This is a genomic window from Bacillus sp. LJBS06, assembly GCF_016924995.1.
In the GTDB taxonomy this organism is placed as follows: Bacteria; Bacillota; Bacilli; order Bacillales; family Bacillaceae; genus Bacillus; species Bacillus stercoris.
In genome coordinates this window covers 1,020,054-1,042,916 of the sequence record NZ_CP070483.1, presented here as the reverse complement: position 1 = coordinate 1,042,916, position 22,863 = coordinate 1,020,054, and the positions used below count along the sequence as shown (strand labels likewise).

The 22,863-nt window shown below is 44.7% G+C and carries 19 protein-coding genes and 1 pseudogene; 3 read left to right on the top strand and 17 right to left on the bottom strand.

The features are described from left to right. Positions 1 to 11: 11 nt before the first annotated feature. The 13 genes from yhdA to JQX68_RS05150 all read right to left on the bottom strand — a co-directional run bounded on the left by yhdA (position 12) and on the right by JQX68_RS05150 (position 14,287). The gene (yhdA, locus tag JQX68_RS05210) at positions 12 to 536 is read right to left on the bottom strand and encodes an FMN-dependent NADPH-azoreductase (RefSeq protein WP_136654753.1); all 525 of its coding nucleotides are present in this window, start codon (positions 534 to 536) and stop codon (positions 12 to 14) included. Further along, positions 533 to 1,180 carry a two-component system response regulator YhcZ gene (gene yhcZ / locus JQX68_RS05205; protein WP_040083614.1) on the bottom strand — a complete coding sequence of 216 codons (648 nt, stop codon included), beginning with the start codon at positions 1,178 to 1,180 and terminating at the stop codon, positions 533 to 535. The genes yhdA and yhcZ overlap by 4 nt, the downstream gene beginning before the upstream one ends. Next, a complete protein-coding gene (gene yhcY, locus JQX68_RS05200; RefSeq protein WP_040083615.1) occupies positions 1,177 to 2,316 on the bottom strand; it encodes a two-component system sensor histidine kinase YhcY in 1,140 nt (379 codons plus the stop codon). The genes yhcZ and yhcY overlap by 4 nt, the downstream gene beginning before the upstream one ends. Before the next feature lie 148 nt (positions 2,317 to 2,464). Next, on the bottom strand, positions 2,465 to 4,210 hold the full coding sequence (locus JQX68_RS05195) for a phospho-sugar mutase (RefSeq protein WP_147771683.1): 1,746 nt from the start codon (positions 4,208 to 4,210) through the stop codon (positions 2,465 to 2,467). A 131-nt stretch (positions 4,211 to 4,341) separates the two neighbouring features. Further along, on the bottom strand, positions 4,342 to 6,009 hold the full coding sequence (gene glpD, locus JQX68_RS05190) for a glycerol-3-phosphate dehydrogenase (protein ID WP_134975661.1): 1,668 nt from the start codon (positions 6,007 to 6,009) through the stop codon (positions 4,342 to 4,344). A gap of 140 nt (positions 6,010 to 6,149) precedes the next feature. Continuing rightward, positions 6,150 to 7,640, bottom strand: coding sequence for a glycerol kinase GlpK (glpK, locus tag JQX68_RS05185; protein WP_069149265.1), 1,491 nt, complete (start codon positions 7,638 to 7,640; stop codon positions 6,150 to 6,152). Positions 7,641 to 7,658: 18 nt separating this feature from the next. Then, positions 7,659 to 8,483, bottom strand: coding sequence for a glycerol uptake facilitator protein GlpF (glpF, locus tag JQX68_RS05180; RefSeq protein ID WP_003233386.1), 825 nt, complete (start codon positions 8,481 to 8,483; stop codon positions 7,659 to 7,661). A 178-nt stretch (positions 8,484 to 8,661) separates the two neighbouring features. Continuing rightward, on the bottom strand, positions 8,662 to 9,240 hold the full coding sequence (gene glpP, locus JQX68_RS05175) for a glycerol uptake operon antiterminator GlpP (RefSeq protein ID WP_014663334.1): 579 nt from the start codon (positions 9,238 to 9,240) through the stop codon (positions 8,662 to 8,664). A 27-nt stretch (positions 9,241 to 9,267) separates the two neighbouring features. Continuing rightward, the gene (locus JQX68_RS05170) at positions 9,268 to 10,620 is read right to left on the bottom strand and encodes an aspartate aminotransferase family protein (protein ID WP_080478192.1); all 1,353 of its coding nucleotides are present in this window, start codon (positions 10,618 to 10,620) and stop codon (positions 9,268 to 9,270) included. Positions 10,621 to 10,986: 366 nt separating this feature from the next. Then, on the bottom strand, positions 10,987 to 12,528 hold the full coding sequence (locus tag JQX68_RS05165; protein WP_014663331.1) for a bifunctional GNAT family N-acetyltransferase/carbon-nitrogen hydrolase family protein: 1,542 nt from the start codon (positions 12,526 to 12,528) through the stop codon (positions 10,987 to 10,989). Between the two features lie 15 nt (positions 12,529 to 12,543). After that, positions 12,544 to 13,206, bottom strand: a complete 663-nt coding sequence (locus JQX68_RS05160) for an HAD family hydrolase (RefSeq protein WP_014663330.1) — start codon at positions 13,204 to 13,206, stop codon at positions 12,544 to 12,546. Between the two features lie 125 nt (positions 13,207 to 13,331). Then, positions 13,332 to 13,754 carry a CBS domain-containing protein gene (locus tag JQX68_RS05155; RefSeq protein WP_040083622.1) on the bottom strand — a complete coding sequence of 141 codons (423 nt, stop codon included), beginning with the start codon at positions 13,752 to 13,754 and terminating at the stop codon, positions 13,332 to 13,334. Positions 13,755 to 13,891: 137 nt separating this feature from the next. Beyond that, positions 13,892 to 14,287, bottom strand: coding sequence for a YhcU family protein (locus JQX68_RS05150; protein WP_014663328.1), 396 nt, complete (start codon positions 14,285 to 14,287; stop codon positions 13,892 to 13,894). A 110-nt stretch (positions 14,288 to 14,397) separates the two neighbouring features. On the opposite strand from JQX68_RS05150, the gene JQX68_RS05145 reads away from it, so the two are divergent. Beyond that, positions 14,398 to 15,306, top strand: a complete 909-nt coding sequence (locus tag JQX68_RS05145; RefSeq protein ID WP_103031791.1) for an RluA family pseudouridine synthase — start codon at positions 14,398 to 14,400, stop codon at positions 15,304 to 15,306. A gap of 30 nt (positions 15,307 to 15,336) precedes the next feature. Here JQX68_RS05145 and srtA read toward each other — a convergent pair whose 3' ends face one another. Together srtA and JQX68_RS05135 are read right to left on the bottom strand one after the other, a co-directional pair. After that, entirely contained in the window at positions 15,337 to 15,933 is a 597-nt protein-coding gene (gene srtA / locus JQX68_RS05140) for a sortase SrtA (RefSeq protein WP_069149262.1), read from the bottom strand. Continuing rightward, positions 15,930 to 19,580 carry a sortase-dependent nonspecific endonuclease YhcR gene (locus JQX68_RS05135; protein ID WP_109962821.1) on the bottom strand — a complete coding sequence of 1,217 codons (3,651 nt, stop codon included), beginning with the start codon at positions 19,578 to 19,580 and terminating at the stop codon, positions 15,930 to 15,932. The genes srtA and JQX68_RS05135 overlap by 4 nt, the downstream gene beginning before the upstream one ends. A gap of 82 nt (positions 19,581 to 19,662) precedes the next feature. On the opposite strand from JQX68_RS05135, the gene JQX68_RS05130 reads away from it, so the two are divergent. Continuing rightward, positions 19,663 to 20,316, top strand: coding sequence for a spore coat protein (locus JQX68_RS05130; protein ID WP_103031789.1), 654 nt, complete (start codon positions 19,663 to 19,665; stop codon positions 20,314 to 20,316). On the opposite strand, the pseudogene JQX68_RS21685 reads toward JQX68_RS05130, so the two are convergent. Together JQX68_RS21685 and JQX68_RS05115 are read right to left on the bottom strand one after the other, a co-directional pair. Next, positions 20,248 to 21,212: pseudogene (locus JQX68_RS21685) on the bottom strand (gluzincin family metallopeptidase). The gene JQX68_RS05130 and the pseudogene JQX68_RS21685 overlap by 69 nt on opposite strands. 119 nt (positions 21,213 to 21,331) lie before the next feature. After that, positions 21,332 to 21,907, bottom strand: coding sequence for a YhcN/YlaJ family sporulation lipoprotein (locus tag JQX68_RS05115; protein ID WP_014663322.1), 576 nt, complete (start codon positions 21,905 to 21,907; stop codon positions 21,332 to 21,334). A 149-nt stretch (positions 21,908 to 22,056) separates the two neighbouring features. On the opposite strand from JQX68_RS05115, the gene JQX68_RS05110 reads away from it, so the two are divergent. Then, positions 22,057 to 22,503, top strand: coding sequence for a hypothetical protein (locus JQX68_RS05110; RefSeq protein WP_014663321.1), 447 nt, complete (start codon positions 22,057 to 22,059; stop codon positions 22,501 to 22,503). The last annotated feature ends 360 nt before the right edge of the window (positions 22,504 to 22,863 follow it).

The window sequence follows — 22,863 nt, the reverse complement described above, 5'->3', positions numbered from 1 at the left end:
AATCCCGGCGTTTAGACGCCGGGATTTCCTGCTTTTGCGAACATGCTGAGTTCTTCGACAAGCTCTTTTAAGCTTTCCTTAATATTTTCAGCCACTGTAGCATTTTCAACATCAATATGCACCGGATCAAGCACCAGCTGCTTCGGAATGACATTGGTGTAGAGTCCCCGCATCACAGTTCTCATATTGTTCAGCGCATTGATGCCGCCTTTTCCGCCCCCCGCCACTGCCAATAATGCGACGGGCTTATATTTGAATTGTTCGCTGCTAAGAAAATCCAAGGCATTTTTTAAAGCGCCGCTCATGCCGCTGTGATATTCAGGCGATAATAATACAATCGCATCCGCTTTAGTAACGCGTTGCTTAAGCTCCTGTACCTGCAACAGTTCAGACTGATCCGCTTCACCATTAAAAATCGGCAATACAAACTCGCTAAGATCAATCAAATCCGTGTGATACAGTGCTGAAATATAAGATGCGGCAATTCTTGTTCTCCCATGTTTTCTTGGCGTGCCATTTATGACTAACATGTTCATTTCGAGATCTCTCCATTCAGGTTATATTTCACTGCGAAAAGCGCTGCTTGCGTGCGGTCGGCCACTTCAAGTTTTGCTAACAGATTCGATACATGGGTTTTCACTGTTTTTTCTGAAATAAACAAGGCTGCTGCGATTTCTTTATTGCTTTTCCCGTTCGCGATTTCAGTCAGAACGTCTTTTTCCCTTCTTGTTAATTGATAATATTTTTCTTTTTCCGGGTCGTGCTGATTTTTCATATGTGTCAGCACATGGGGCATAATAGCTGAAGAAAGCTTGTATTCGCCGGCATGCACTTGCCTTAATGTTTTCACCAATTCCTCGGGCTCCGTATCCTTTAATTGATACGCCTTCGCACCTGCCTGAAGAGCCGGGATCACGTGCTCCTGATCAGAGTAGCTCGTTAGCACAATAATTTTAATCTCCGGAAATTGCTGTATTGCTTTTTTAATGGCTTGAATGCCATCCATCTTGGGCATGGACAGATCCATTAAAACAAGATCCGGCTTTGTCTCTTCGATGACGCGGAGAGCTTCTATTCCAGTTGCGGCTTCCCCGGCCACTTCAATATCATCCTGGGTGGCAAAGAAAAAACGCAGACCCTTTCTGACAACATGGTGGTCATCAGCAATGACAATTTTCATTCCGCCCCTCCTTTTTGGCTTTTTAGCGGAAGCCTGATGGACAGCTTTGTTCCCGCTCCAAGCGCTGAATCAATCCGAAACTTCGCGCCGGCTTTTTCCGCTCGTTCTTTCATGCCTTTGATGCCAAGTGAAGGCAGACCGGCATGCGCTTCATAACAAAACCCCGCCCCATGATCGATAATATCCAGCTCCGCATGGCCCAAAGCAGCAGTCAGACTGACATACGCCGTATCTGTTCCGGCATGCTTTTTGCAGTTATTTAATGCTTCCTGTACGACACGCCATAGCATATGCTCCTGTTCATCAGTCAGAACAGGACAGCCTTTTTGGGTAAACATGACCTTCAATCCAATAAGTGCGCCATAGCTTTTGATGGCTTCAGCCAGCCCTTTCTCCAACCCTCCGGGGCGAAGCTGCCAAATTAACGCTTTCATTTCCGCGAGGGCGTCCTGTGATAGGTTTTGAATGAAATCAATCATCTGCTGCAAATGCTCGTCTTTTGTTAGTGTCTTTGCAGCTTTGGCAGTTAAACTGACGGAAAACAGCATTTGATTGACAGAATCGTGAAGCTCCTGAGCGAGGCGGTTACGCTCCATTAAAAGAGCATTTTTTTGTTTATATTCGGAAAGCCTCATACGCTGGATTGCCGTTCCGATCTGAAAGGCGACAGACTCGAGTAAATGCAGCTCTTCCTCATCAAACATGGTTTTTCCGGCCGCCGCTACATTTAACAATCCGAATCTCCTGTCCCCGTCTTCTAAAGGCACAGTTGCATGATGCGTAATCCCTTCTGTGTCAAAACAATGCAGTTCTTCGGCTGATTCAATGCGTTTGCAGTTCATGATATTAGCAGCCCTTCTAAGCCCTCCGTTATTGAATTTTGTCAGGCAGTAACACTCCCCTTCGCACATCAGCACTTTTTCCTTGCGGCTTAAAGCGGGAGGCAGAAAAGCGTCGGCCGCTAACGTATAGGATCCATCTTCTTCGATCAGAAAAATCCATCCGGATTGAAGATTTGTCAGACTCAGCAATTCCTTTAGAACCTCATCTAGTGTTGCATTGATATCGTGTCCTTGATTTAAGGTTTCCGCAATCGTTTTCAGCGTTTTTAATTTCTCCATCCTCGTTTTGCTCACGTTTCTCACTCCGGCATTAATCTTGTATTTAAGATTATACCAGTTTTTTGTATTTCATTACTTCATATGTGGAATGATTTTCTTTCAGACTTTTGGATGAGAAAAAGAAAAAACCGGATCATTTACAATGATCCGGCTGATAGTTAAATTATTTTTTCGTTGACTCAACAATTTCATCTACCGTTTTCATTACATCCTCAGAAAGGGCGGCAAGACGCTTTTCACTGTCTTCTAAAGATGATCCTTTTACGGCGAAATAAAATTTCACTTTCGGCTCTGTTCCAGAAGGACGAAGACAGAACCAAGACCCGTCTTCCAGGAAGTATTTCAGCACATTTGATTTTGGCAAGTCGATGGATTCTTCTTTGTTTTCAGTCAGAAGCGTCCGTTTGCTCACAGCGTAATCTTCTGCTGTAACAACCTGTTTGCCGGCCATTTTCTGCGGCGGATTTTTTCTGAAGGAGGCAAGAATCGCTTCAATTTGCTCTGCTCCTTGTTTTCCTTTCAGTGTCAGAGATTTCAGCCCTTCACGATAAAAACCATACTCGTTAAAGAGATTGATAAGGGCTTCATATAATGACATTCCCTGCTTTTTATAAAAAGCGCAAACTTCAACAGCCAAAAGCGCAGCCTGAATGGCGTCCTTATCGCGGGCAAAATCCCCGATTAAATAACCGTAGCTCTCTTCATAACCAAATTGGAAGGTATACTGGCCTGATGCTTCGTATTCCTTAATCTTTTCACCGATAAACTTAAAGCCTGTCAGCGTATCAATCGTATCAAGGCCGAATGATGAAGCTACGGCACGGCCGATTTCGCTTGTGACAATCGTTTTGAGAACAACACCGTTATTTGGCAGGATGCCTTGTTTTTTCTTTTCAGAAAGCAGGTAATGAAGCAGCAGCGCTCCGGTTTGGTTTCCTGTCAGCACTGTATATTTGCCTTGATCGTCTTTCACCGCGATGCCGAGGCGGTCAGCATCAGGGTCTGTCGCGATGAGAATATCTGCATGCTGCTCCTCCCCAAGCTTAATGGCATATTCGAATGCCGCATGCTCTTCTGGGTTTGGCGATTTAACAGTGGAAAAGTTTGAATCCGGCAGTTCCTGTTCTTTGACAACCGTTACATTTTTGTAGCCGAGCGCTTCAAGGCCGCGTCTGACCGGTTTATTCGCAGTTCCGTGCAACGGTGTGAAAACAACCTTTACATCTACTTCTTTTGATAATTCAGGATGGACAGAAATGGACGTCAGTTTTTCTGTATAAACTTTATCAATGTCTTCACCGATGATCTTGATTAAGCCTTTTTCTTTTAACGCATTTTCTTCGTCCACTGTGATTGTCAGCTCATTTTCAATCGCGTTTACCTGTTCAATGACGATGTCCGCTTCCTTCGGAGGCAGCTGGCCGCCATCATCACCGTATACTTTGTAGCCGTTATATTCAGGCGGGTTATGGCTTGCTGTTACCACAATCCCTCCATAAGCGTTTAGCTGTCTGACAGCGAATGACAGCTCTGGCGTCGGGCGAAGCTCATCAAACACGTATGTTTGGATGCCTTGTGTCGCAAGTGTTTTTGCTGCTTCCATCGCAAATTCCGGCGATTTATGGCGAGAATCATAAGCAATGACAACTCCCCGTTTTTTTGCTTCCTCACCCTGCTTCGAGATGTATGCCGCGAACCCGGCTGATGCTTTGCGCACAGTGTAAATATTCATCCGATTCGTCCCAGCGCCGATTTCTCCGCGCATTCCGCCGGTACCGAATTCAAGGTCTTTATAGAAACAGTCCTCAAGAGCCTGTTCATTCCCCTCTAATTCAGTGAGGCGCTCTTTTAATTCCGGATCTAAATGTTCTGTTTGTTTCCAGCGTTCATAGCTCTTTCTCCAAGTCATGTTCGTCCTCCTATGTATCAGCATATGCCATTATTTTATATGAAGCGGGTGCCTCTGTCACTTGATAACCTGAGATCTGGCACTTTCGGCATCTAAAAAGAAATAACGGGCTGCAGACAGCCCGTTATGATTTATTGTTCAAGCGGCACAACCGCATCGTGTAAAAGTATGTTGAGGTTTTCTGTATGTTTGTTTTTCGTCTGCTCATCCCATTGGAATCGCTCGCTCATAAAATCAATAACGGCATCTTTATATGTTCTTACCCAATTGATATCAAAGAATAAACGTCCCGTTCTGCGGACAAAGAAGTCTGCAGGGGTTGCAGTCATCTCTTCTTCTATACTGTATTCTGCCTCAGCAAGAATATGAACCGGAATGTTGCGTTTCGCGGCCTCATCTTTCAGCGCTTCTATCCGGTCAAAGACGCGATCTACGTTAGAGCCGTATCTGATCGCCAGCTGTTTTGCGTCTTTTTCTGATAAACCTGCTGCAATTCCTTCTTTTGTTTTCGCGGTAACGAAGGACATGAGATTTTTCGAACCTCCGACGTGCCCGCCTGAGATTGGCATGTTTTTCGTTTTACACGGGCCAAAATCCTTTGCGCCTTCTTCTTTTAAGCGATCACGCACAAGATCAACGATGTGCTCCGCCATTTTTCTGTATCCAGTCAGTTTTCCGCCGGCAATGGTGATCAAGCCTGAGTCAGATGTCCAAATCTCGTCTTTCCGTGAAATTTCAGAAGGATCTTTGCCTTCTTCATGAATCAGCGGACGCAGCCCTGCCCAGCTGGATTCGATGTCATTCGCAGTGATATTCAGTTCCGGGAACATATAATTGATTGAATTGATGACATAATCACGATCCTCCGTTGTCATCCGCGGATGCTCCAGCGCCTCTTTGTAAACAGTGTCTGTTGTTCCCACGTATGTTTTGCCTTCACGAGGAATCGCAAATACCATCCGGCCATCAGGTGTATCAAAATATACAGCCTGTTTGAGCGGAAAGACAGACTGGTCAAATACAAGGTGAATGCCTTTTGTATGCTGCAAATGCTTTCCGTTTTTCGAATGGTCTTTTTCTCTGAGCTGATCGACCCAAGGACCTGTCGCATTGACAATTTTATTCGCATACACTTTATATTCTTTCTTTGTCAGCACATCTTCAATTAATACGCCGACGGCTTTGCCTTTTTCGTAAAGAAGCTCCTTCACTTTGGAGTAATTCACTGGCTCTGCCCCGAATTTCACCGCTTCCTTCATGACTTCGATTGTCAGTCTCGCGTCGTCAGTGCGGTATTCCACATAGTACCCGCCGCCTTTTAAGCCGTCTTTTTTCACCAAAGGCTCTTTTTGCAGCGTTTCTTTTGCTGAAAGCATGCTTCTTCGTTCTGACTTTTTCACACCTGCAAGGAAGTCATACACTCGTAACCCGATGGATGTTGTAAATGAACCGAATGTGCCGCCTTTATGAAACGGAAGCAGCATCCATTCCGGTGTTGTGACATGCGGACCGTTTTCATACACAATCGCCCGTTCTTTCCCTACCTCAGCGACCATTTTCACTTCAAATTGTTTTAGATAGCGCAAGCCGCCATGTACCAGCTTCGTTGATCGGCTTGATGTCCCTGCCGCAAAGTCCTGCATTTCGCTTAGTGCGACCTTCATACCCCTTGATGCCGCGTCAAGAGCTGTTCCCGCTCCTGTAATTCCTCCTCCGATAATAAATAGATCATATGTTTTTTTCGTCATGTCTGTCAGCATGCGATCTCTTTCAAGACTTGAAAATTGATGTTTCATCATTACGTTTCCTCCTTGTTGTCACGGTAAATAGAAAAAGAGACCACAACAGCCAAAGTGCATGCTTACACTTTGGTGCTGTGGTCTCTCCTCGTCTCAGGACCGTTCTTATTAACTTGTAACCATTATACCATAGTATTGCATTATTTAAAAGCCATAGCTGCTTTCACGGCTTTTTGCCAGCCTTTATACAGCTCATTTCGTTTTTCTTCTTCTAATTCAGGTTCAAACCGTTTATCCAGATTCCACTGGTTCGCGATTTCAGAACGGTCCTTCCAGAATCCCACAGCGATACCTGCCAAATAAGCCGCGCCAAGTGCAGTCGTTTCATTAATTTCCGGACGCTCCACAGGAACATTCAGCAGATCACCCTGGAACTGCATCAGGAAATTGTTTTTCACAGCTCCTCCGTCTACACGAAGCGTCTTTAATGAAATGTTTGAATCTGCTTCCATTGCGTCAAGCACATCTTTTGTCTGATAAGCCAATGACTCCAGTGTCGCACGGATAAAGTGCTCTTTTGTTGTCCCTCTTGTCAGGCCGAAAACCGAACCGCGCACATCGCTGTCCCAGTAAGGCGTTCCCAATCCGACAAATGCCGGAACAACATACACGCCGTCAGTTGAATCTACTTTTTCTGCATAAGATTCGCTTAGCGATGAATCCTGGAACATTCTCAATCCGTCTCTAAGCCACTGGATGGCAGAGCCTGCGACAAAAATGCTTCCTTCTAACGCATAGTTCACTTTTCCGTCAATGCCCCAAGCGATTGTCGTCAATAGCCCGTGTTCGGACTTAATTGCTTTTTCCCCGGTATTCATCAGCATGAAACATCCAGTGCCGTATGTGTTTTTTCCCATGCCTTCTTCAAAGCACGCTTGGCCGAACAATGCTGACTGCTGGTCGCCTGCCGCTCCCGCAATCGGGATATTTTTTCCGAAGAAATGATAATCAACAGTCTCCGCATACACATGGGAAGACGGCTTCACTTCAGGGAGCATGGATTTAGGTATGCCTAAAATGTCGAGCAGTTCATCGTCCCATTTTAAATCGTAAATATTAAACATCAGCGTTCTGGAGGCATTGGAGTAATCGGTCACATGCGCTTTTCCGCCTGACATTTTCCAAATGAGCCATGTATCAATCGTTCCGAACAGCAGCTCGCCTTTTTCCGCTTTTTCTCTTGCGCCTTCCACATTATCTAAAATCCACTTCACCTTCGTGCCGGAGAAGTATGGATCGATTAAAAGCCCAGTTTTTTCTCTGAATTTATCATTATATCCTTTTTCACGAAGTTCCTCACAAATGCCGGACGTCTGTCTGGACTGCCAAACAATTGCATTATAGACAGGACTTCCTGTATCTTTATCCCACACAACCGTCGTCTCGCGCTGGTTCGTGATGCCGATGCCGGCAATTTGAGAAGCGCTGATTCCTGATTCAGAGATGACTGACGCGATAACCGCGAGCACAGAGCCCCAAATTTCATTGGCATTATGCTCAACCCAGCCAGGATTCGGGAAGTATTGTGTAAATTCCTTTTGAGCGGAGTGAACGATTTTGCCTTCTTTATTAAACAGAATCGCTCTTGAACTTGTTGTCCCCTGATCTAAGGATAAAATGTACGTTTCCATAAGATGTCTCCCCTTTGATTAAATATATTTTGAATTTGATAATGTTTTAGCAGAATGTGATTTCGTATAGACATAGAGTCCTAACAATACCACAACCAATATAACGCTTACAATCCAGAAACTGCTCGTGATGTGCCCTTTAAATGCAGCGTTGTAAAATACGCCCCCGAACGATCCGCCTAAAATCGGGCCGACTACCGGTACCCATGCGTATTTCCAGTTTGATGAGCCCTTTCCCGGAATCGGAAGAAATGCGTGGGCGATCCGCGGACCTAAGTCACGCGCAGGATTAATGGCATAGCCGGTGGTGCCCCCTAGAGAAATACCGATCGCTACAATGAGGAAACCGACGATTAAAGGATTAAGTCCTTCTGTAAATTGATTTGCCCCAATGGCCAAGATTCCAAGCACAAGGACAAATGTCCCAATCACTTCGCTTAAAACGTTTGCAAATGTATGCGGAATGCTTGGTCCTGTTGAGAAAACACCCAGCTTGGCAGCGGGATCATCTGTTGACTTCCAATGCGGCAGGTAATGCAGATAAATAATCACCGCACCGATGATCGCTCCGATCATTTGCGCCGCAATATAAACCGGAACCTCTTTCCATGGAAAATCCCCAACAAATGCAAGCGCTATCGTTAGCGCCGGGTTCAAATGGGCGCCGCTGATACCGCCTACCGCGTAAGCCGCCATGGCAACACCCAATCCCCATCCAAATACAACAACAATCCAGCCAGACTGGAATGAAAGCGATTTCTTTAAATTGACACCTGCACAAACACCTGCACCAAAAATAATAAGCAGCATCGTACCGATGACTTCTCCCCAAAATGCTGTCATAGCACATTCCTCCTAAAGTCACGATTAAAAAGCATGATAGAGAAGAAGAGAATAAAAAAACCACAACAAACCGCTTTACGGGTGCATAAACATTTGCCGTAAAGAGCTGCTGTGGTCTCCGAGTTCTCCATCACAATGTATTAACCTAGTGCAATTGTATCAGTGTATGAAAGCGGTGTCAATCACTTTCTGTCAAAAAGTTTTCATATTTTTTCCACAATTTGGTATTAGATGTTGTGACAGCTACAGCCCCCGCTTTCAATGCCTGCTCTACATCCTCTTCCGTACGGATGAAGCCGCCGGCAAAGATGGGAATCCCCGTTTTCTCCTTTATTTCCTGAATGAGTGACGGAACGATGCCGGGAAGCACTTCGATGAAGTCAGGCTTATGTTTGCCGATAAACTCCATGCTTTTCTCCATCGCGCTTGTATCAAGCAAAAACAGGCGCTGAATAGCATAAATTTTCTTCTGCTTCGCTTTGGCAATCACGTTCGATCTTGTTGAAATAATCCCAGCGGGCTTGATATCCTGACATATAAATTCCGCTCCGTATTCGTCATGCTTAATCCCTTGAATGAGATCGACGTGCACCATCATGTTCTTTCCATGCTTTTGCGCTTCTCTGATCACGCCCTTCAGCTGGCCGAGATGGATATCAAGAATAACACCGTAAGAGAATGAACTGTTCAAAAACTCATCAAATTGCTTCATATTGCGAATAGCCGGTAAGATCGGCTGGTTGTGAAAACTCATCATGTGCTCCTTTAATCAATCACTTTTATATTATATCGTTTGAAAGCTTTCTTTCACCGTTTTCACGATAAAGGAAAGGTCCTCTTCTGTCAGGCAAAATGGCGGTGCGAGCTGGATGACGTTGTTGTAGCCGGCAACTGTATCTCCGTTTTTGCCGATAATCAGCCCTTTTTCTTTGCATGCCGCAACCACTTGATTTACTTTGTCAGCATCAGCCGGCTCTTTGGTTAATTTATCTTTGACGAGTTCGATTCCGATCAGCAGCCCTTTTCCTCTGACGTCTCCGACTGCCGGGTGTTCTCTCAGAGCTTGAAGCTCACCTAAAAGCTTTGCTCCAAGATCGCGTGAGCGCTGAATCAGCTGTTCGTCCTCCATAATTTGCAGGTTTTTCAATGCCAAGGCACAGGCAGCCGGGCTTCCGCCGAACGTGTTCACGTGGCGGAAACGGTCATAAGGAGCTTCTCCCTGATACGCTTCAAAAATGTCCCGTTTCACAGCAGTCGCTGACAATGGCAGGTACGCGCTTGTGATTCCCTTCGCCATCGTAATGATATCAGGCTTCACGCCGTAGTGCATAAACCCGAACGGCTCGCCTGTCCGTCCAAATCCGCAGATCACTTCATCGCAAATCAAAAGAGCTCCGTGGCGCCGGCAAATGTCCTCCACCTTCTTCATATATCCGTCAGGCGGCATTAGGATGCCTCCGCCTGTAATAATGGGCTCCATAATGACCCCGGCAATCGTTTCGCTTAATTCCCATGTCATGATGCGGTCGATTTCATTTGCGCTTTCAAGCGTATCAGCATCATCAGGATTCCGGTATATATCTGGCGGAGCTGCATGCAGGAACCCTTGGCTTAAAGGCTCGTATTTATATTTCCGCTGCGCCTGTCCGGTAGCTGAGAGCGCTCCCAATGTATTGCCGTGGTATGCCCGATATCTTGAGATGAATTTATAACGGCTGTGGTCGCCATTTTGCAGATGGTACTGGCGGGCAATTTTAAAAGCAGTTTCGTTAGCTTCCGATCCGCTGTTGGAAAAAAAGATCACATAATCGCCGCCAAGCCATTCATTCAGCTTTTCCGCCAGTTCAATTGCGGGTGCGTGACTTTGCGTTAACGGGTAATAAGGCAGCTCCTTTAATTGCTCATAGGCAGCCTCCGCAAGCTCCTTTCTGCCGTAACCAATATTGACGCACCACAAACCGGACATCGCATCCAAATAGCGTCGTCCGTCTATGTCGGTTACCCAGGCCCCCTCAGCCTTCTGGGCAATCAGGCTTTCCGCTTGATGCGCTCCCTTCATGGCATGCCACACAAATTGCTCATCTTTTTGCTTTAATCCCTGATTTTGCTGAATGTTTTCCATCCCCATCATCTCCATTTCATTAGCGTACCCTAAAATGCCAATTCATTGAAACAGACCTTCTCTTTATGTGATGTCTTGGTGATGATTTCCCTGCCTTCAATATAAAGCCAGACGGGGTCAGAGTCAATAAACCTTGTGAATAATAAAACGTCCTCTTTCCTCATGAAGAAAGAGGATGCAGCATTGTATTGATAAAGGTCGCACACGAAACGACTTGGACAGCTATTGCAATAGCCATGTGAAACCTAGCCGTTTTCTGTATGATATAGGGAATTGGAAGAAACTTCATAAAGCGCCTTCCAATATACAATTTACTTTAAAGAAAACGTATCAATCCGCTTTTGTTTTAAAAAAACCCGCCAATTCAGGCGGGTTTCCGGATTATTTCTTATAGTGAATATGATAAATATCACGCCGTCTGTCTTTTAGCTGGCGCACTGTGCCGTTTTGGCGTTGTCTTCTGAGAATTTCCAAGTCAACATCACCGATGACGACCATTTCAATATTCGGGTTTGTTTCGCCGACAATACCGTCTCGGGCGAATTCAAAATCAGACGGGGCAAAGATGCCTGACTGGGCGTATTGGATATCCATGTTTTCCGTTTGCGGCAGGTTTCCAACCGTTCCCGAGATAACGGTATAAATTTGATTTTCAACCGCCCTAGCCTGCGAACAGTATCTGACACGCAAATAGCCTTGACGGTCTTCTGTACAAAATGGCGTAAAGATGATTTTGGCGCCTTTGTCAGCCGCAATCCGGGCAAGCTCAGGAAATTCAATGTCATAACAGATCTGGATCGCAATTTTTCCGCAGTCTGTATCAAACACGCGAACCTGGTCTCCGGCGCTGATTCCCCACCATTTGCGTTCATTCGGCGTAATATGGAGTTTATATTGCTTTTCGATCGTTCCGTCCCGTCTGAACAGGTAAGCGATGTTATAAATTTTGCCTTCCTCTTCGACGAAATGGGACCCGCCGATAATGTTGACGTTATACTTCACAGCCAAATCAGTAAAAAGGCTGATGTAATCTTCTGTATACTCGGTAATTCTCTGTACCGCCAAGCTCGGTGACCTTTCTTCAAGGAAAGACATGAGCTGGGTTGTGAAAATTTCCGGGAACACCGCAAAATCAGATCTTGCGTCAGAAGCAACATCGACATAGTATTCTACTTGATTCGCAAATTCCTCAAAGGAATAAATTTTCTTCATTTCGTATTGGATCACACAAATTCTCACAGGGAACGCTGACTTATAATAGCGCTTTGTCTGCTGCGGAAGATAATCGACATTATTCCATTCCATCAGCGTCGCATACTTGATCGAAGCTGTATCATCCGGGAGATAATTCGGGTTAATTCGCATAAGGGTAAAGCCGTTCATCAGCTGAAAAGAAAGGACCGGATCGTAAATTTGGTGGCGTGTCACCTGTTCAACATACTCTCTGGCCGTCATTTCCTCTGCATATTTGTGATAGTTCGGAATCCGTCCGCCTATGATGATGCTTTTTAGGTTTAAGCGTCTCGCTAAATCCTTTCTCGCCTCGTATAAACGATGGCCGATCTTCATCCGTCTGTATTTCGGATGCACCATGACCTCAATTCCGTACATATTCAAGCCGTCCGGATTATGGTTGGTGATATAACCGTCATCGGTAATGTCCTGCCACGTATGGCGGTCATCATATTCATCAAAGTTAATCAGGAGACTTGAGCAAGAACCGATAATTTCACCTTCGAATTCTGCACAAAACTGCCCGTCTGGAAAATGCTCCAAATGGCTGATTAAATGCTCTCGCTTCCAAGGCTCCATCCCCGGAAAGCAGTCCTTTTGAAGATCGATAATCTTGTCGATGTCTTTCTCTTCGATATTGCGGATAACCATTTTCTTTTCAAACCGGGTCAAATCTAATTTCTCAGACAACCTACTCGCTCCTTTCTAGTTTTGTGAGTTCAGATGATCAAGCAATAGGGCGAGCTCCATTTCCGCCATTGATTCAAGCCTGTGATCATAGTCTTCAAACATCAAGGTGCCCGTTACTTTATTCGGGACAATGACACACTTCATTCCTGCGCGTTTCGCAGCAATCGAACCATTGACAGAATCCTCAAACGCGAGACATTCCGCTGGCGATACCCCGAGATTCTTTGCCGCCAATAAATAGAGCTCAGGATTCGGCTTTACCTCTTCCACATCATCCGCCGTTTGAATAACCTCAAAATCATCAAACAGGCCGATTTGCTTCAAATGGCCCGACACCCATTTATAATCGGAGCTGGAAGCAAGGCCTACTTTTAAGCCTAAATCCTTTGCCGCATTCAAATACGCTTCGACACCAGGTCTCGCTTTTTCTGTTTCCATGCGTTTGGCAAACCGCTCTCTTCTCAATTTTGTGAGCTCTTCATGATTCAGCTTTTTCCCGATCTGCTCTTCTAAATATTCAAAAGGCCGGAATCCCGCTGCAGTTCCGATGACCTTCCCCCAGACAGATAGCGGCAGCACTGAGCCGTGCTCTTCAAATATTTCCTGAAGGACCTCATATTCGTGTGTTTCTGTATCTAGAATAAGTCCGTCAAAATCAAAAATTAACGCTTTAATCACTCGGTACAACTCCTTTAGTCCGAATTGAGACATATGTATACATTTACTATACCCCGAAACAAGTCTGCTTTCAAAAAGTAAGGTGTATGTGAAGAAAGAGCCTGCACACTGCAAGCTCTTTCTATTTAATGAATGTTTTGGTGAGAAATGTTTGTCAGCGCTGCTCCCGCAGACTCGTTCGACATCTGATTGACTGCCAGGTCTCCAAGCGCAACGATCCCGACTAGATTGTTTTGATCTACAATAGGAAGGCGGCGGATTTGGTGCTGGGCCATCAGCTGCGACGCGTCTTCCAGACTCATATTAGGGTTTCCTGATACGAGTTCTGTTGACATCACTTCTGAAACGGGTGTCTGGCCATCACGGCCCTGAGCTGTAGTTCTTAATGCAATGTCACGGTCAGTCAGCATTCCTTTTAAAACACCTTGCTCTGCAACGGGAATCGCCCCGACGTTATACTGTTTCATTAGAGAAGCCGCTTCCTGAATCGTTTGATTCGGAGAAACGGTTGCCACCTGCGTTGTCATTGTATCTTTAACTGAACTCATTGTCAGCACCCCTTTCAATCATTAGTATGTTCAGACACGAGCCGTTTAAAAAGGGAGTTAGAGGAAAGGTTTTATGATATGATTTCTCTGATACAAAAAAGAGCTTTTCTGAAAATAGAAAAGCTCTTGCCACCTGATTATATCAGCCTTCTGTGACCGAAAAAGGCTTTGTTTGCCTTCTTTTGAAAGTCAGAAAAAGCAAACGGAAAATAAATCCCAAAATCATTCAGCATCTTGCTGTTTTTTTCAAAAATCGCCTGATCACTCACATCAGAGTGCGGCGAAGGCTTTGTCAGGATAATATGTATCATTTGCAGACAAGCCATAATTTGAAATGCTTCTTTTAATGTTCCTTGGTAATAATGGTTATTTAAAGATAGAACGCCTTTCTTTTTAAAGCGCTGAATGTCCAGTTCGGAGAAATAAAGAGGAAATACATCATGGATCAGCTCCATAGACAGCTCCTTGATAAAGCTCTCCTGTTCTGCAGTTGCTGCGTTCACAATTCTCACGTCAATCACCTTTCTTGCCATCGAATATCCTAAGTCTTACTCAAGAATAGCACAGAAAAAAACGCGAAAGCTAAGGTAAGTGTTTCCTATGAGAAACAGCAGCCTTCCGCTTCGAAAAGGAGCCATTTGACATGAAACAAAAAGGCAGAGGGCTTGAGGTCCTCATCAATGAAAAACAGGACGGCCAATGGCTGTTTTCCATACTCAAAACAGGGCTCAAAGCTTCTAAACCTGTGATACAAGACTGGATGACACATCATCAGATAAAGGTCAATCACGAATCCGTCTTAAACAATATGATTGTAAAAAAGGGAGACCGCGTGTTCATTGATCTTCAGGAAAGTGAAGCATCTTCGGTCATTCCGGAGTATGGAGAGCTTGATATTTTATTTGAGGACAATCACATGCTCATCGTCAATAAACCAGCTGGCATAGCGACGCACCCGAATGAGGATGGGCAAACAGGCACACTGGCTAATTTGATCGCGTATCATTATCAGATAAATGGCGAAACATGTAAGGTGCGCCACGTCCACCGTCTGGATCAGGATACATCTGGCGCTATCGTCTTTGCCAAGCATCGTCTGGCACACGCCATCTTAGACCAGCAGCTAGAGAAAAAGATGCTGAAGCGTACGTATACCGCCATCGCTGAAGGAAAGCTACGGACGAAAAAAGGAACAATTGATTCACCGATCGGCAGAGACCGATCACACCCGACAAGGCGCCGGGTTTCACTCAGCGGGCAAGCAGCCGTTACTCATTTCAAGGTAATGGCCAGCAATGTGAAAGAGCGTCTGTCGCTCGTTGAATTAGAGCTGGAAACAGGAAGAACACACCAAATTCGTGTTCATATGGCGAGCATCGGCCATCCACTGATAGGAGACTCGCTTTACGGAGGCGGGAACAAGCTGTTAAACAGGCAGGCGCTGCACGCCAATAAAGTACAAGCGGTTCACCCGATAACCGGCGAGCTGATTGTTGCCGAAGCGCCTTTCCCGGCTGATATAGAAATCCTGTGCTCTACATATTTTTCATAAAGAAAAGCCGCAGGTATTTCCTGCGGCTTTTTAAATGACTCGCTTTCCATATATAATATAGCGCTTCGGGGCATTTCCCACGTATGAAAACGGATAACAGGTCGTCAGAATCAGCTCTTCCCTTTCATGCTGAAGCGTGATAATAGATGTGTCATCCTTATCAACAATTTTTGTTTTTACAATTTCATATGTGAATTCTCCATAAGACAGGAGAATGCGGAGCCGATCTCCCTTTTCCAGCTCTCCCGTCCGGCGAAACACGGTATCTCGATGCCCTGACAGCACAATTTGTCCGTTTTCATCAGGATAATAGCTATCCTTATAATGCCCGACACCTTTTTCTAAATCATCAGCATCAGTGCCCTCCACAATCGGAAGCTCTGCATTGATTTTCGGTATTTCCAAAATGCCGCTCGCTTGGCCGGTTTCAGGCTTAAATGATGCTTTGTTCTTTGCCTGCTCTGCGCTATTTTTCGTTCTCGAAGATTCCTGCGGATTTTCCGCCGCCAGTTTTGCTTCTTTTAATGTCTGTTCCGTTTTCATATTCGTATCGATCAATTTAAAGCCTCCATAGCCTGCGATCACTAGGCCGGCCGCAATGATAAGGAGTGGAATAACTTTTTTCACGTTCTGGAGGCGCTCCTTTTTCTTCTGACATATAAATAAGTTCCGGACAATGTCACCGCCGCACCGATCACCATAAAGTTATAGTAGTTTGCTGATGTATCCGGAAGCGGATGCTCTGACCCGCTTTCCCCGCCCTCGTTTCGTAAAGGCAATGTGCTGATGCTATTGGCGGCGTTTTTTGTGTTGTTGATAGGTATTTCATCGAATCTCAAAATGGCTGAAGGTGGCAGCTGATGAACCGGTGCTGTGCCCGGAGTCTCTTTTATATCAGGCAAATCCACATCAGGCTCTGGAACCTCTTTCATTGGATGCTCCGTCCCCGGGTCATCTCCAGGCTCTTCCGTAACCGGGGCTTCTGTTACAGGGTCTTCAATATCACTGGCTGAAGCGAGCTTAATCCTTCCCTCTTTTGTATACGCAATAGGCTCATCAAAACTCTTCACGTACTCAACTGTCGCTTCCAAATCCTCTGGCCCTGTCACCGGATTTTTCCCGAGCAATCCGATCGGCTGGTATTTGGTGCCTGTCGCCGTCGCCATAAAGTTGTTGACGGTTAATGTATATGTGGCATCAGGCTGGATCTCGGTGCCATCTGCCATTTTCATATCGACTGCTTTTCCAGTTTCTTTATCCCACGTGTACGTAAACCCGCTGATGCTGTAGTCAGGCCCAAAAACCGGCGAGATTTGCGCATTGATAATCTCTCTTAAATCTTTTCCTTTAATCTCAAGCTTCGTTAACACATTTCCAAACGGCTGAATATTGTAAAGGTCTCCCCACGTAATTGGGCCCTTCTTCAGCGTTTCACGTATGCCGCCTCCATTCATAAGGGCGAAATCCGTTTTCATGGCAGTTCTCATTCCATCCGCAATCAGGTTTCCAAGTGGTGTATCACCGTCATTTGAATACCCTCCTTCCATATCAACAGCTGCTTCGCCGACTACTTCGCTGATAATCGGTTCAGCAATAGTTTCGTATTTATTTAAAATGGCTGAAGCGCTGGCGTCCGGTTCGATTTTACTTTGATCCACATATACGATTTCCGCTGACTTTTTGACAATGTCTTTTGTCGTTTTATCAATCTCTACATCAACGACGCCTATCGCTTTTCCATATTCATACGCTTGAACAATCAGTTTTCCATTCACTTCGCCGTTAACAACCTTATGATTATGCGCGGCAAAAATCACGTCAATTTCAGAATCTGTTTTGTTTGCAAGATCAGCAGACTCACCGGTAATGGCGTTGCCGTTTTGTTCAGCTGACATATGTGCGAGAACTGCGATGGCCTTTACGCCTTTTTTCTTCAGCTCTTTGGCCGCCTCATTCACCGCTGTCGCTTCATCTGTAAACTCGATATTTTTTATTCCTTCAGGCATAACCATACCAGCTGCCGACTGTGTGACAACTCCGATAAAAGCCACGGGTACGCCCTCCACATTTATGATGTCGTAAGCCGGCAAAAAGGGCTCTCCAGTTGATTTCACTTTACAATTGGCACATACAAGGGGAAAGTTCTGTCCATCATATCCGCTTGTGCCTTTCGGGTGATCACCGCCATTTAAAATTCTCAGCAGTTCATCGGTGCCTTCATCGAATTCGTGGTTTCCCACAGTTCCGACATCAAATCCGATGTCCTCCATTAATTCTACAGTGGGCTCATCCTGAAGAAGAGATGAAACTGGAGAGCTGCCTCCGATCATATCTCCCGCGTGCACCATTAGCGTGTTTTTCTTTTCAGCCTTTTTTTCTTTTAAATATGCGGCGGCATAGTCCATGCGTCCAAATGTGCCGTCTGCAGTTCCGTTCCCATCAAGATCAAGCTCATATTGCTGATCGATCTTGCCATGCAAATCATTCATGCTGAGAATTCTTAGCGGCACATTTTTTTCAGGTGCCGTTTGCCTCATTTTATATCCTGCGTTCTCCGCTTCCTTTGCTGATGCAAAGAAAATTCTGTTTTCCACCGCGACCCTCTTCCAGTCAGCCGGCTGCACATATGTTTGATTCGACGAATCCCCTACATATCTTGTCAGGCCTTTCCCTTGCTCTCTGGCTCTGAATTCAAACGGCATTTCCATGAGCGGATCGTTTTCATTCCAAATTCCTTTTTGTTCTTTTTTCGCAGCAGCTACTGCGGACTGAAACTGCTGATAATCCTCTTCATTGTCAACCGGCCAAATAAAATATGTCGGCGCATAGCCTTTTTTCACAAGCTCTAAGTTCACGTTTGAACCTGATTCAGTTATGACTTGTCCGAGCAGCCTGCCATAGCTGTCCTTGGCTTCACTCCCGACCTTAACAGTGATTTTATCCCCTGGGGACAGAACCGTTTTTAGATAGTCAGATGCCTTTTTGCCAAATCTTAATTGATTTTCGTCTGCGTCATTTTTTGGTGTGTGATATGTTTCAGGTGTATCTACATTTACAAACCTGATTTTTGTCGTTCCGAGAACCGGAGATTTGAGATGAATGGTATCGCCGTCAACAACCCGGTCAACAATCCCTTCATATTCTCCCTCAGCAGACGGAGGTGCGGGCTGCTCTTCAAGCAGCTTCAGGTCAGACGATTTTCGCGGAAGCAGCTGAAAGGATTGGTATCTGCTTAACACCCCAGTAAATTCATACCACTTGCCCTCATTAAGTTCGTCTATCACCCCTGTTTCATTCATAACCCGGAGCGTCATTGCATGATGGTCGTCATCAATCATCGTTACATTGTAACCGCCGCCTGAAGGAGAACTTGGAATTGAGGAGACAAATGCAGTTAATGTCACAAGGCGGCCTTCATACTGATCACCCAGGCTGCCATTAATGAGTTCATTGATTGTTAATTGTTTAGGGGCGGGGAGAGGCTGGTTTGACTGATTGATTTTAATCCCTGATAAGATTGGAACGATTTCTTTCAGTCCCTGGTAAGTCGTGATTCTACCTGTCACCGTGACATCCATGCCCTCTTTTAATTCAGGAAATTGTTCGGGGGAAGGCGAAGACATGTTAATGCCTCCGGTTTCATCTTGCAAAAAGGTCGACAGCTTCCCGCCTCCGATTGCGTTTTGATCAGCTGTGACGATCCCTTTTATCGTTACTTCTTCATTCAGCCTTCCCCGCGCTTCATTTATGGTCATTGGGTGTTCAGCCGGCGGAGTTTTCGTGTCATCGGTTAGGTTCATCGACTGAACGTTTTTAAGTCCCGTCGTGTTAAAGTAATTTTCAAGCTTGCCTTGAACCGTTATCTTTTTTCCAAGAAGAAGCGGATTGGTTTGCAGCCCGAAATGGTTTCTGAAAGCTGAAGGGATTTGCACAGGAAGGATATGATCGGGCGATATCTCATTTTTGCGGTCTGCCAGCGCGACATTATAATCATTTGAAAATGGGCTTGTCAGCTTGTAATGCTGCGGGGAAACAGCCTGGCCGACTGCATATCCTTCGACAAGCGCCTGTCCTTCTTTTTGCTGTTTTGCCTTCTCAACTGATATAGCCTGCTGCGGTTCAGCTGCAGTTACCGCTTCGCACGTGTACATGACATTTAAGAATATCAATGCCATGATCAATACCATATGCATCATACGCCTCATCATATTTCCTCCCTTAATATACACATAATGACAATGACTTTGTCTGCTTACCATTTCGACAGCCAGCATATAATTCCTTTCAGGCTTCTGCATAATACGCGGCGGACTGGCACAAAATACAGCTGATCTGAAAAACAAGGAGGAATTCGGTTTGGATCAGTTAAATCAGCAGCAGCAATCCCAAATGAACAAAGGTATTCCTGGAAAACCGCATAAAAACCACGGCGGACATGAAATGTTTGATATGCACGAGGTGCTGTCCGGAACACTTACTGTGCTTGATCAGTTTATGATGCTGAGACAATTCTGTAAGGATCAAGAATTATTAAATATCCTTGATCGTCAATATCAATTCATTTCTTCTCAATACAATATAACTGCAGAATGTTTCAAAACAGGAAGCGAACCTTCACAAAAAACAGCAACTTATATGATGAAGGAAGACAACCAGACTGTTTATGGCATGCAGCCGTCACAGCCTAAAAAGCCTGTTCAATCCATGAATGATATTGATGACAGCATCATCAGCAGACAAATGCTTTGCGCGATTAAAGCACAAGCTTCTATGCTGACGATGGCTTCTCTGGAAATGACAAATCCGGCCGTAAGACGCGTACTGTCTGCGCAAATTCAGGAGTATGTTGAAATGGCATTTGAAATTTTCCTATATCAAAACAAACACGGCTATTACCAAGTTCCTCAGCTTGATGCGCAGGATATGGAACAGCTGAGAAATTCATTCGCCCCTGCACAAGGACAAATGCCTCCGACACAAGGCGGTATGGGCCAGCAAGGGCTTCATTAATACAAAGGCATTGGATAGTTACTATCCAATGCCTCACTTTTTTCAAATTTTTTCTTAAAGTCTTTTTCAAATTGATCAAGACTTTCCTTTGTTGCTGATTTAAACCCTTTTTTAAAGTCCCCTTTTTTTGCCGTTTCCTTTATCAGTTCAGATATAATGTCTTTCCCGTATTTACCCGTCAGCTCATCGATCATATAAAAGCTTTGCAAATAGACATCAGTTTCATATTCGGCTCTGGCTTCCTGCCAGTCTCGGTCTGACTGCAAACGGTCAAAAGGGACAACAGAAAACGTGATCGGATCGATAAGCAATTCATAGTTCGCAATCCACTCGCTTAACCCTTCATGAAACCATAACGGAAACTCATCGGGGTCCGCCTCAAGCTCCTTCAGTTTCTGGTGAAACGCATGATGTGTGTATTCATGAATCAACAATCTCTGGTACAAATAAACCGCTACCTCGTCCCCTTCTAAAAGTTTCTTTTTCTCTTCAGGCAACAATCCGATCAGCTGCTCCCGCTCAGAATAAAAACCAACGACATCCAATAAACCGGAGTAATCCTCCATCTGTTTTTCATTAGAAAAAAAAATAATATCAATAGGCTTTTGATTCGAATATCCAATCATAAACTGATTAATACTGACCGCATATTCAAGCGTTTCTTTCGTCAATGGCAGTAAGGACTTTTCCTTAGAAGTGTAATAAATATCGGCCTGTTTAAATGACTCTTTCTTCATGTGCTTCGTCACTTGTTCTTTTGTGATTCCAGATGCCTGCCCTGGCAAAGACAGGATATACATCGTGCTTGATACGATGGCTGAGCTTACAGCCAGCATCACAAGGACTCCGCACAGGAATAGAGCGGATGCCGCACGCTTTCCTATGCCACCCCGCAAACGTCTCCCTCCCTGAGCCGGTCCGTCTTGTACCTTTTATTTTTACTCTATGCAGCCTGAGTTCACAGTGTGTCATCAACGCATAGAAAAAGCCGCACAATTTGTGCGGCTTTTTTCATTTATTCAGCGTTAGGGAATACGCGCTGTACAGTTTGTGTAAATTCATCAAATAACCCGGCGATTGGATCACCATTTTGAATACGTTTTCCATATCCTTGCATACGCTCTACAAAATCAGGGTTAGCTGAAACGTAAACATTATCAATGTTTTTGTCAGTAGATCTTACCTTTTTGGCTATTTTTTTCTTCAGATTGTTTTCTACTGCACCTTTATTTCCATTGGTTAAAACGACTGCAACGTAAGCTTGATTTCCAGCAACAATGACATCGGCATGCTTTACTTCTTTTAGATCTGTTACTTTATCAGCTGCTTCATCAGCAACCTCGAGTTTCCGGTCGTTGTTATTATCGTCATTTACACGATTGTTATTGTTATTGACATTATCAGTAACATTGTTGTCAACGTTATCCCGGTTGTTCACATTGCGCATATCGTCATTGGCCGGATTTCGATAATTTACATTTCTTACATCATTATTGTCACGTCTGCCCTCACCTTGGTCGGCCATACTGCAGCCAGTCATAAGCAAAGGGATAAGAAGCACAGACGCAAGGACTTGTTTTTTTCCAAGCATGTGAATTCCTCCTTTATCACTTTACTTATAGGTTTTTCTAACTGGCTTTAATTATGCATGAAAATCTGAAGGAAATGCTTTCCCGGGAAATATAACGGTTAATTTGTCTAATGAGGGGGAAAATATGAATACATTGCAAAGGAGGGATCATGTTGTTCAACCAGCGAAGAGGAATCAGCCCCGCAGCATTGATCATCGGATCAACTATGCTTATTGCTGCATTATCACCTCAGATCCGCCAAAGAATCAGCGGGTTTATCACAGGACAAATGAACAGACGACATTCAGGAAATAACACATTTGATGCTTCTAATGTAGGAAACATGGTCAAACAAGCATTAGGCGGCGGTAGCGGTGATAACCATGACCGTTCACAACATCAAAGCCAGCGGCAAAACGGCCGTCAGCACCAGAATGCCGGACAACAGCAAACACAGCATCAGCATACACAGACACAATCGAGGCAAACTGAAACAGCCCCGAAAAAAAGACAACCTCATTATGCTGAACCCATTCATTTTGAGCAAAGCGCAATGAATGTCATGGACGACAACACGATGATGGAAATGCTGGAGGACTTAGAACCCGGCCGTTAAAAAACGTGTAACCTGGCTCAACATTGGCCTCTAGGTGTTTTTTTCTTTTAAACTTCTTGTTTTCTATATTTTTTCGCCTATTTTGGAGTACAATTGGCGAGCTAAAAAAATCCTTCTTTCGTTCAATTAGAACGTTTGAAGGATTTTTTGTTTATGCTGCCGCTCTATCCGAAGCAATCTTTATCGATTCATTATTAATCAAAAGGCTGAAAAGGACAGAACACTATTCATTTTGTTTCTTGCTTCAACACTCAACATTTAGAATTTACTCGAGCGTTGGAAAATGCTGTTGACTATTCAGTTGAACTGTATTACATTATTATTAAGTTGAACTATATAGTCAAACTGAATAGAGGGTGC

Coding starts and splice junctions, on each gene's coding strand:
- yhdA (WP_136654753.1), bottom strand. CDS start 536: ATGAACATGTTAGTCATAAATGGCACGCCAAGAAAACATGGGAGAACA.
- yhcZ (WP_040083614.1), bottom strand. CDS start 1,180: ATGAAAATTGTCATTGCTGATGACCACCATGTTGTCAGAAAGGGTCTG.
- JQX68_RS05195 (WP_147771683.1), bottom strand. CDS start 4,210: ATGACTTGGAGAAAGAGCTATGAACGCTGGAAACAAACAGAACATTTA.
- glpD (WP_134975661.1), bottom strand. CDS start 6,009: ATGATGAAACATCAATTTTCAAGTCTTGAAAGAGATCGCATGCTGACA.
- glpK (WP_069149265.1), bottom strand. CDS start 7,640: ATGGAAACGTACATTTTATCCTTAGATCAGGGGACAACAAGTTCAAGA.
- glpF (WP_003233386.1), bottom strand. CDS start 8,483: ATGACAGCATTTTGGGGAGAAGTCATCGGTACGATGCTGCTTATTATT.
- glpP (WP_014663334.1), bottom strand. CDS start 9,240: ATGATGAGTTTTCACAACCAGCCGATCTTACCGGCTATTCGCAATATG.
- JQX68_RS05170 (WP_080478192.1), bottom strand. CDS start 10,620: ATGGAGATGATGGGGATGGAAAACATTCAGCAAAATCAGGGATTAAAG.
- JQX68_RS05155 (WP_040083622.1), bottom strand. CDS start 13,754: ATGAGTTCAGTTAAAGATACAATGACAACGCAGGTGGCAACCGTTTCT.
- JQX68_RS05150 (WP_014663328.1), bottom strand. CDS start 14,287: ATGGCAAGAAAGGTGATTGACGTGAGAATTGTGAACGCAGCAACTGCA.
- JQX68_RS05145 (WP_103031791.1), top strand. CDS start 14,398: ATGAAACAAAAAGGCAGAGGGCTTGAGGTCCTCATCAATGAAAAACAG.
- JQX68_RS05135 (WP_109962821.1), bottom strand. CDS start 19,580: ATGCTGGCTGTCGAAATGGTAAGCAGACAAAGTCATTGTCATTATGTG.
- JQX68_RS05115 (WP_014663322.1), bottom strand. CDS start 21,907: ATGCTTGGAAAAAAACAAGTCCTTGCGTCTGTGCTTCTTATCCCTTTG.
- JQX68_RS05110 (WP_014663321.1), top strand. CDS start 22,057: ATGTTGTTCAACCAGCGAAGAGGAATCAGCCCCGCAGCATTGATCATC.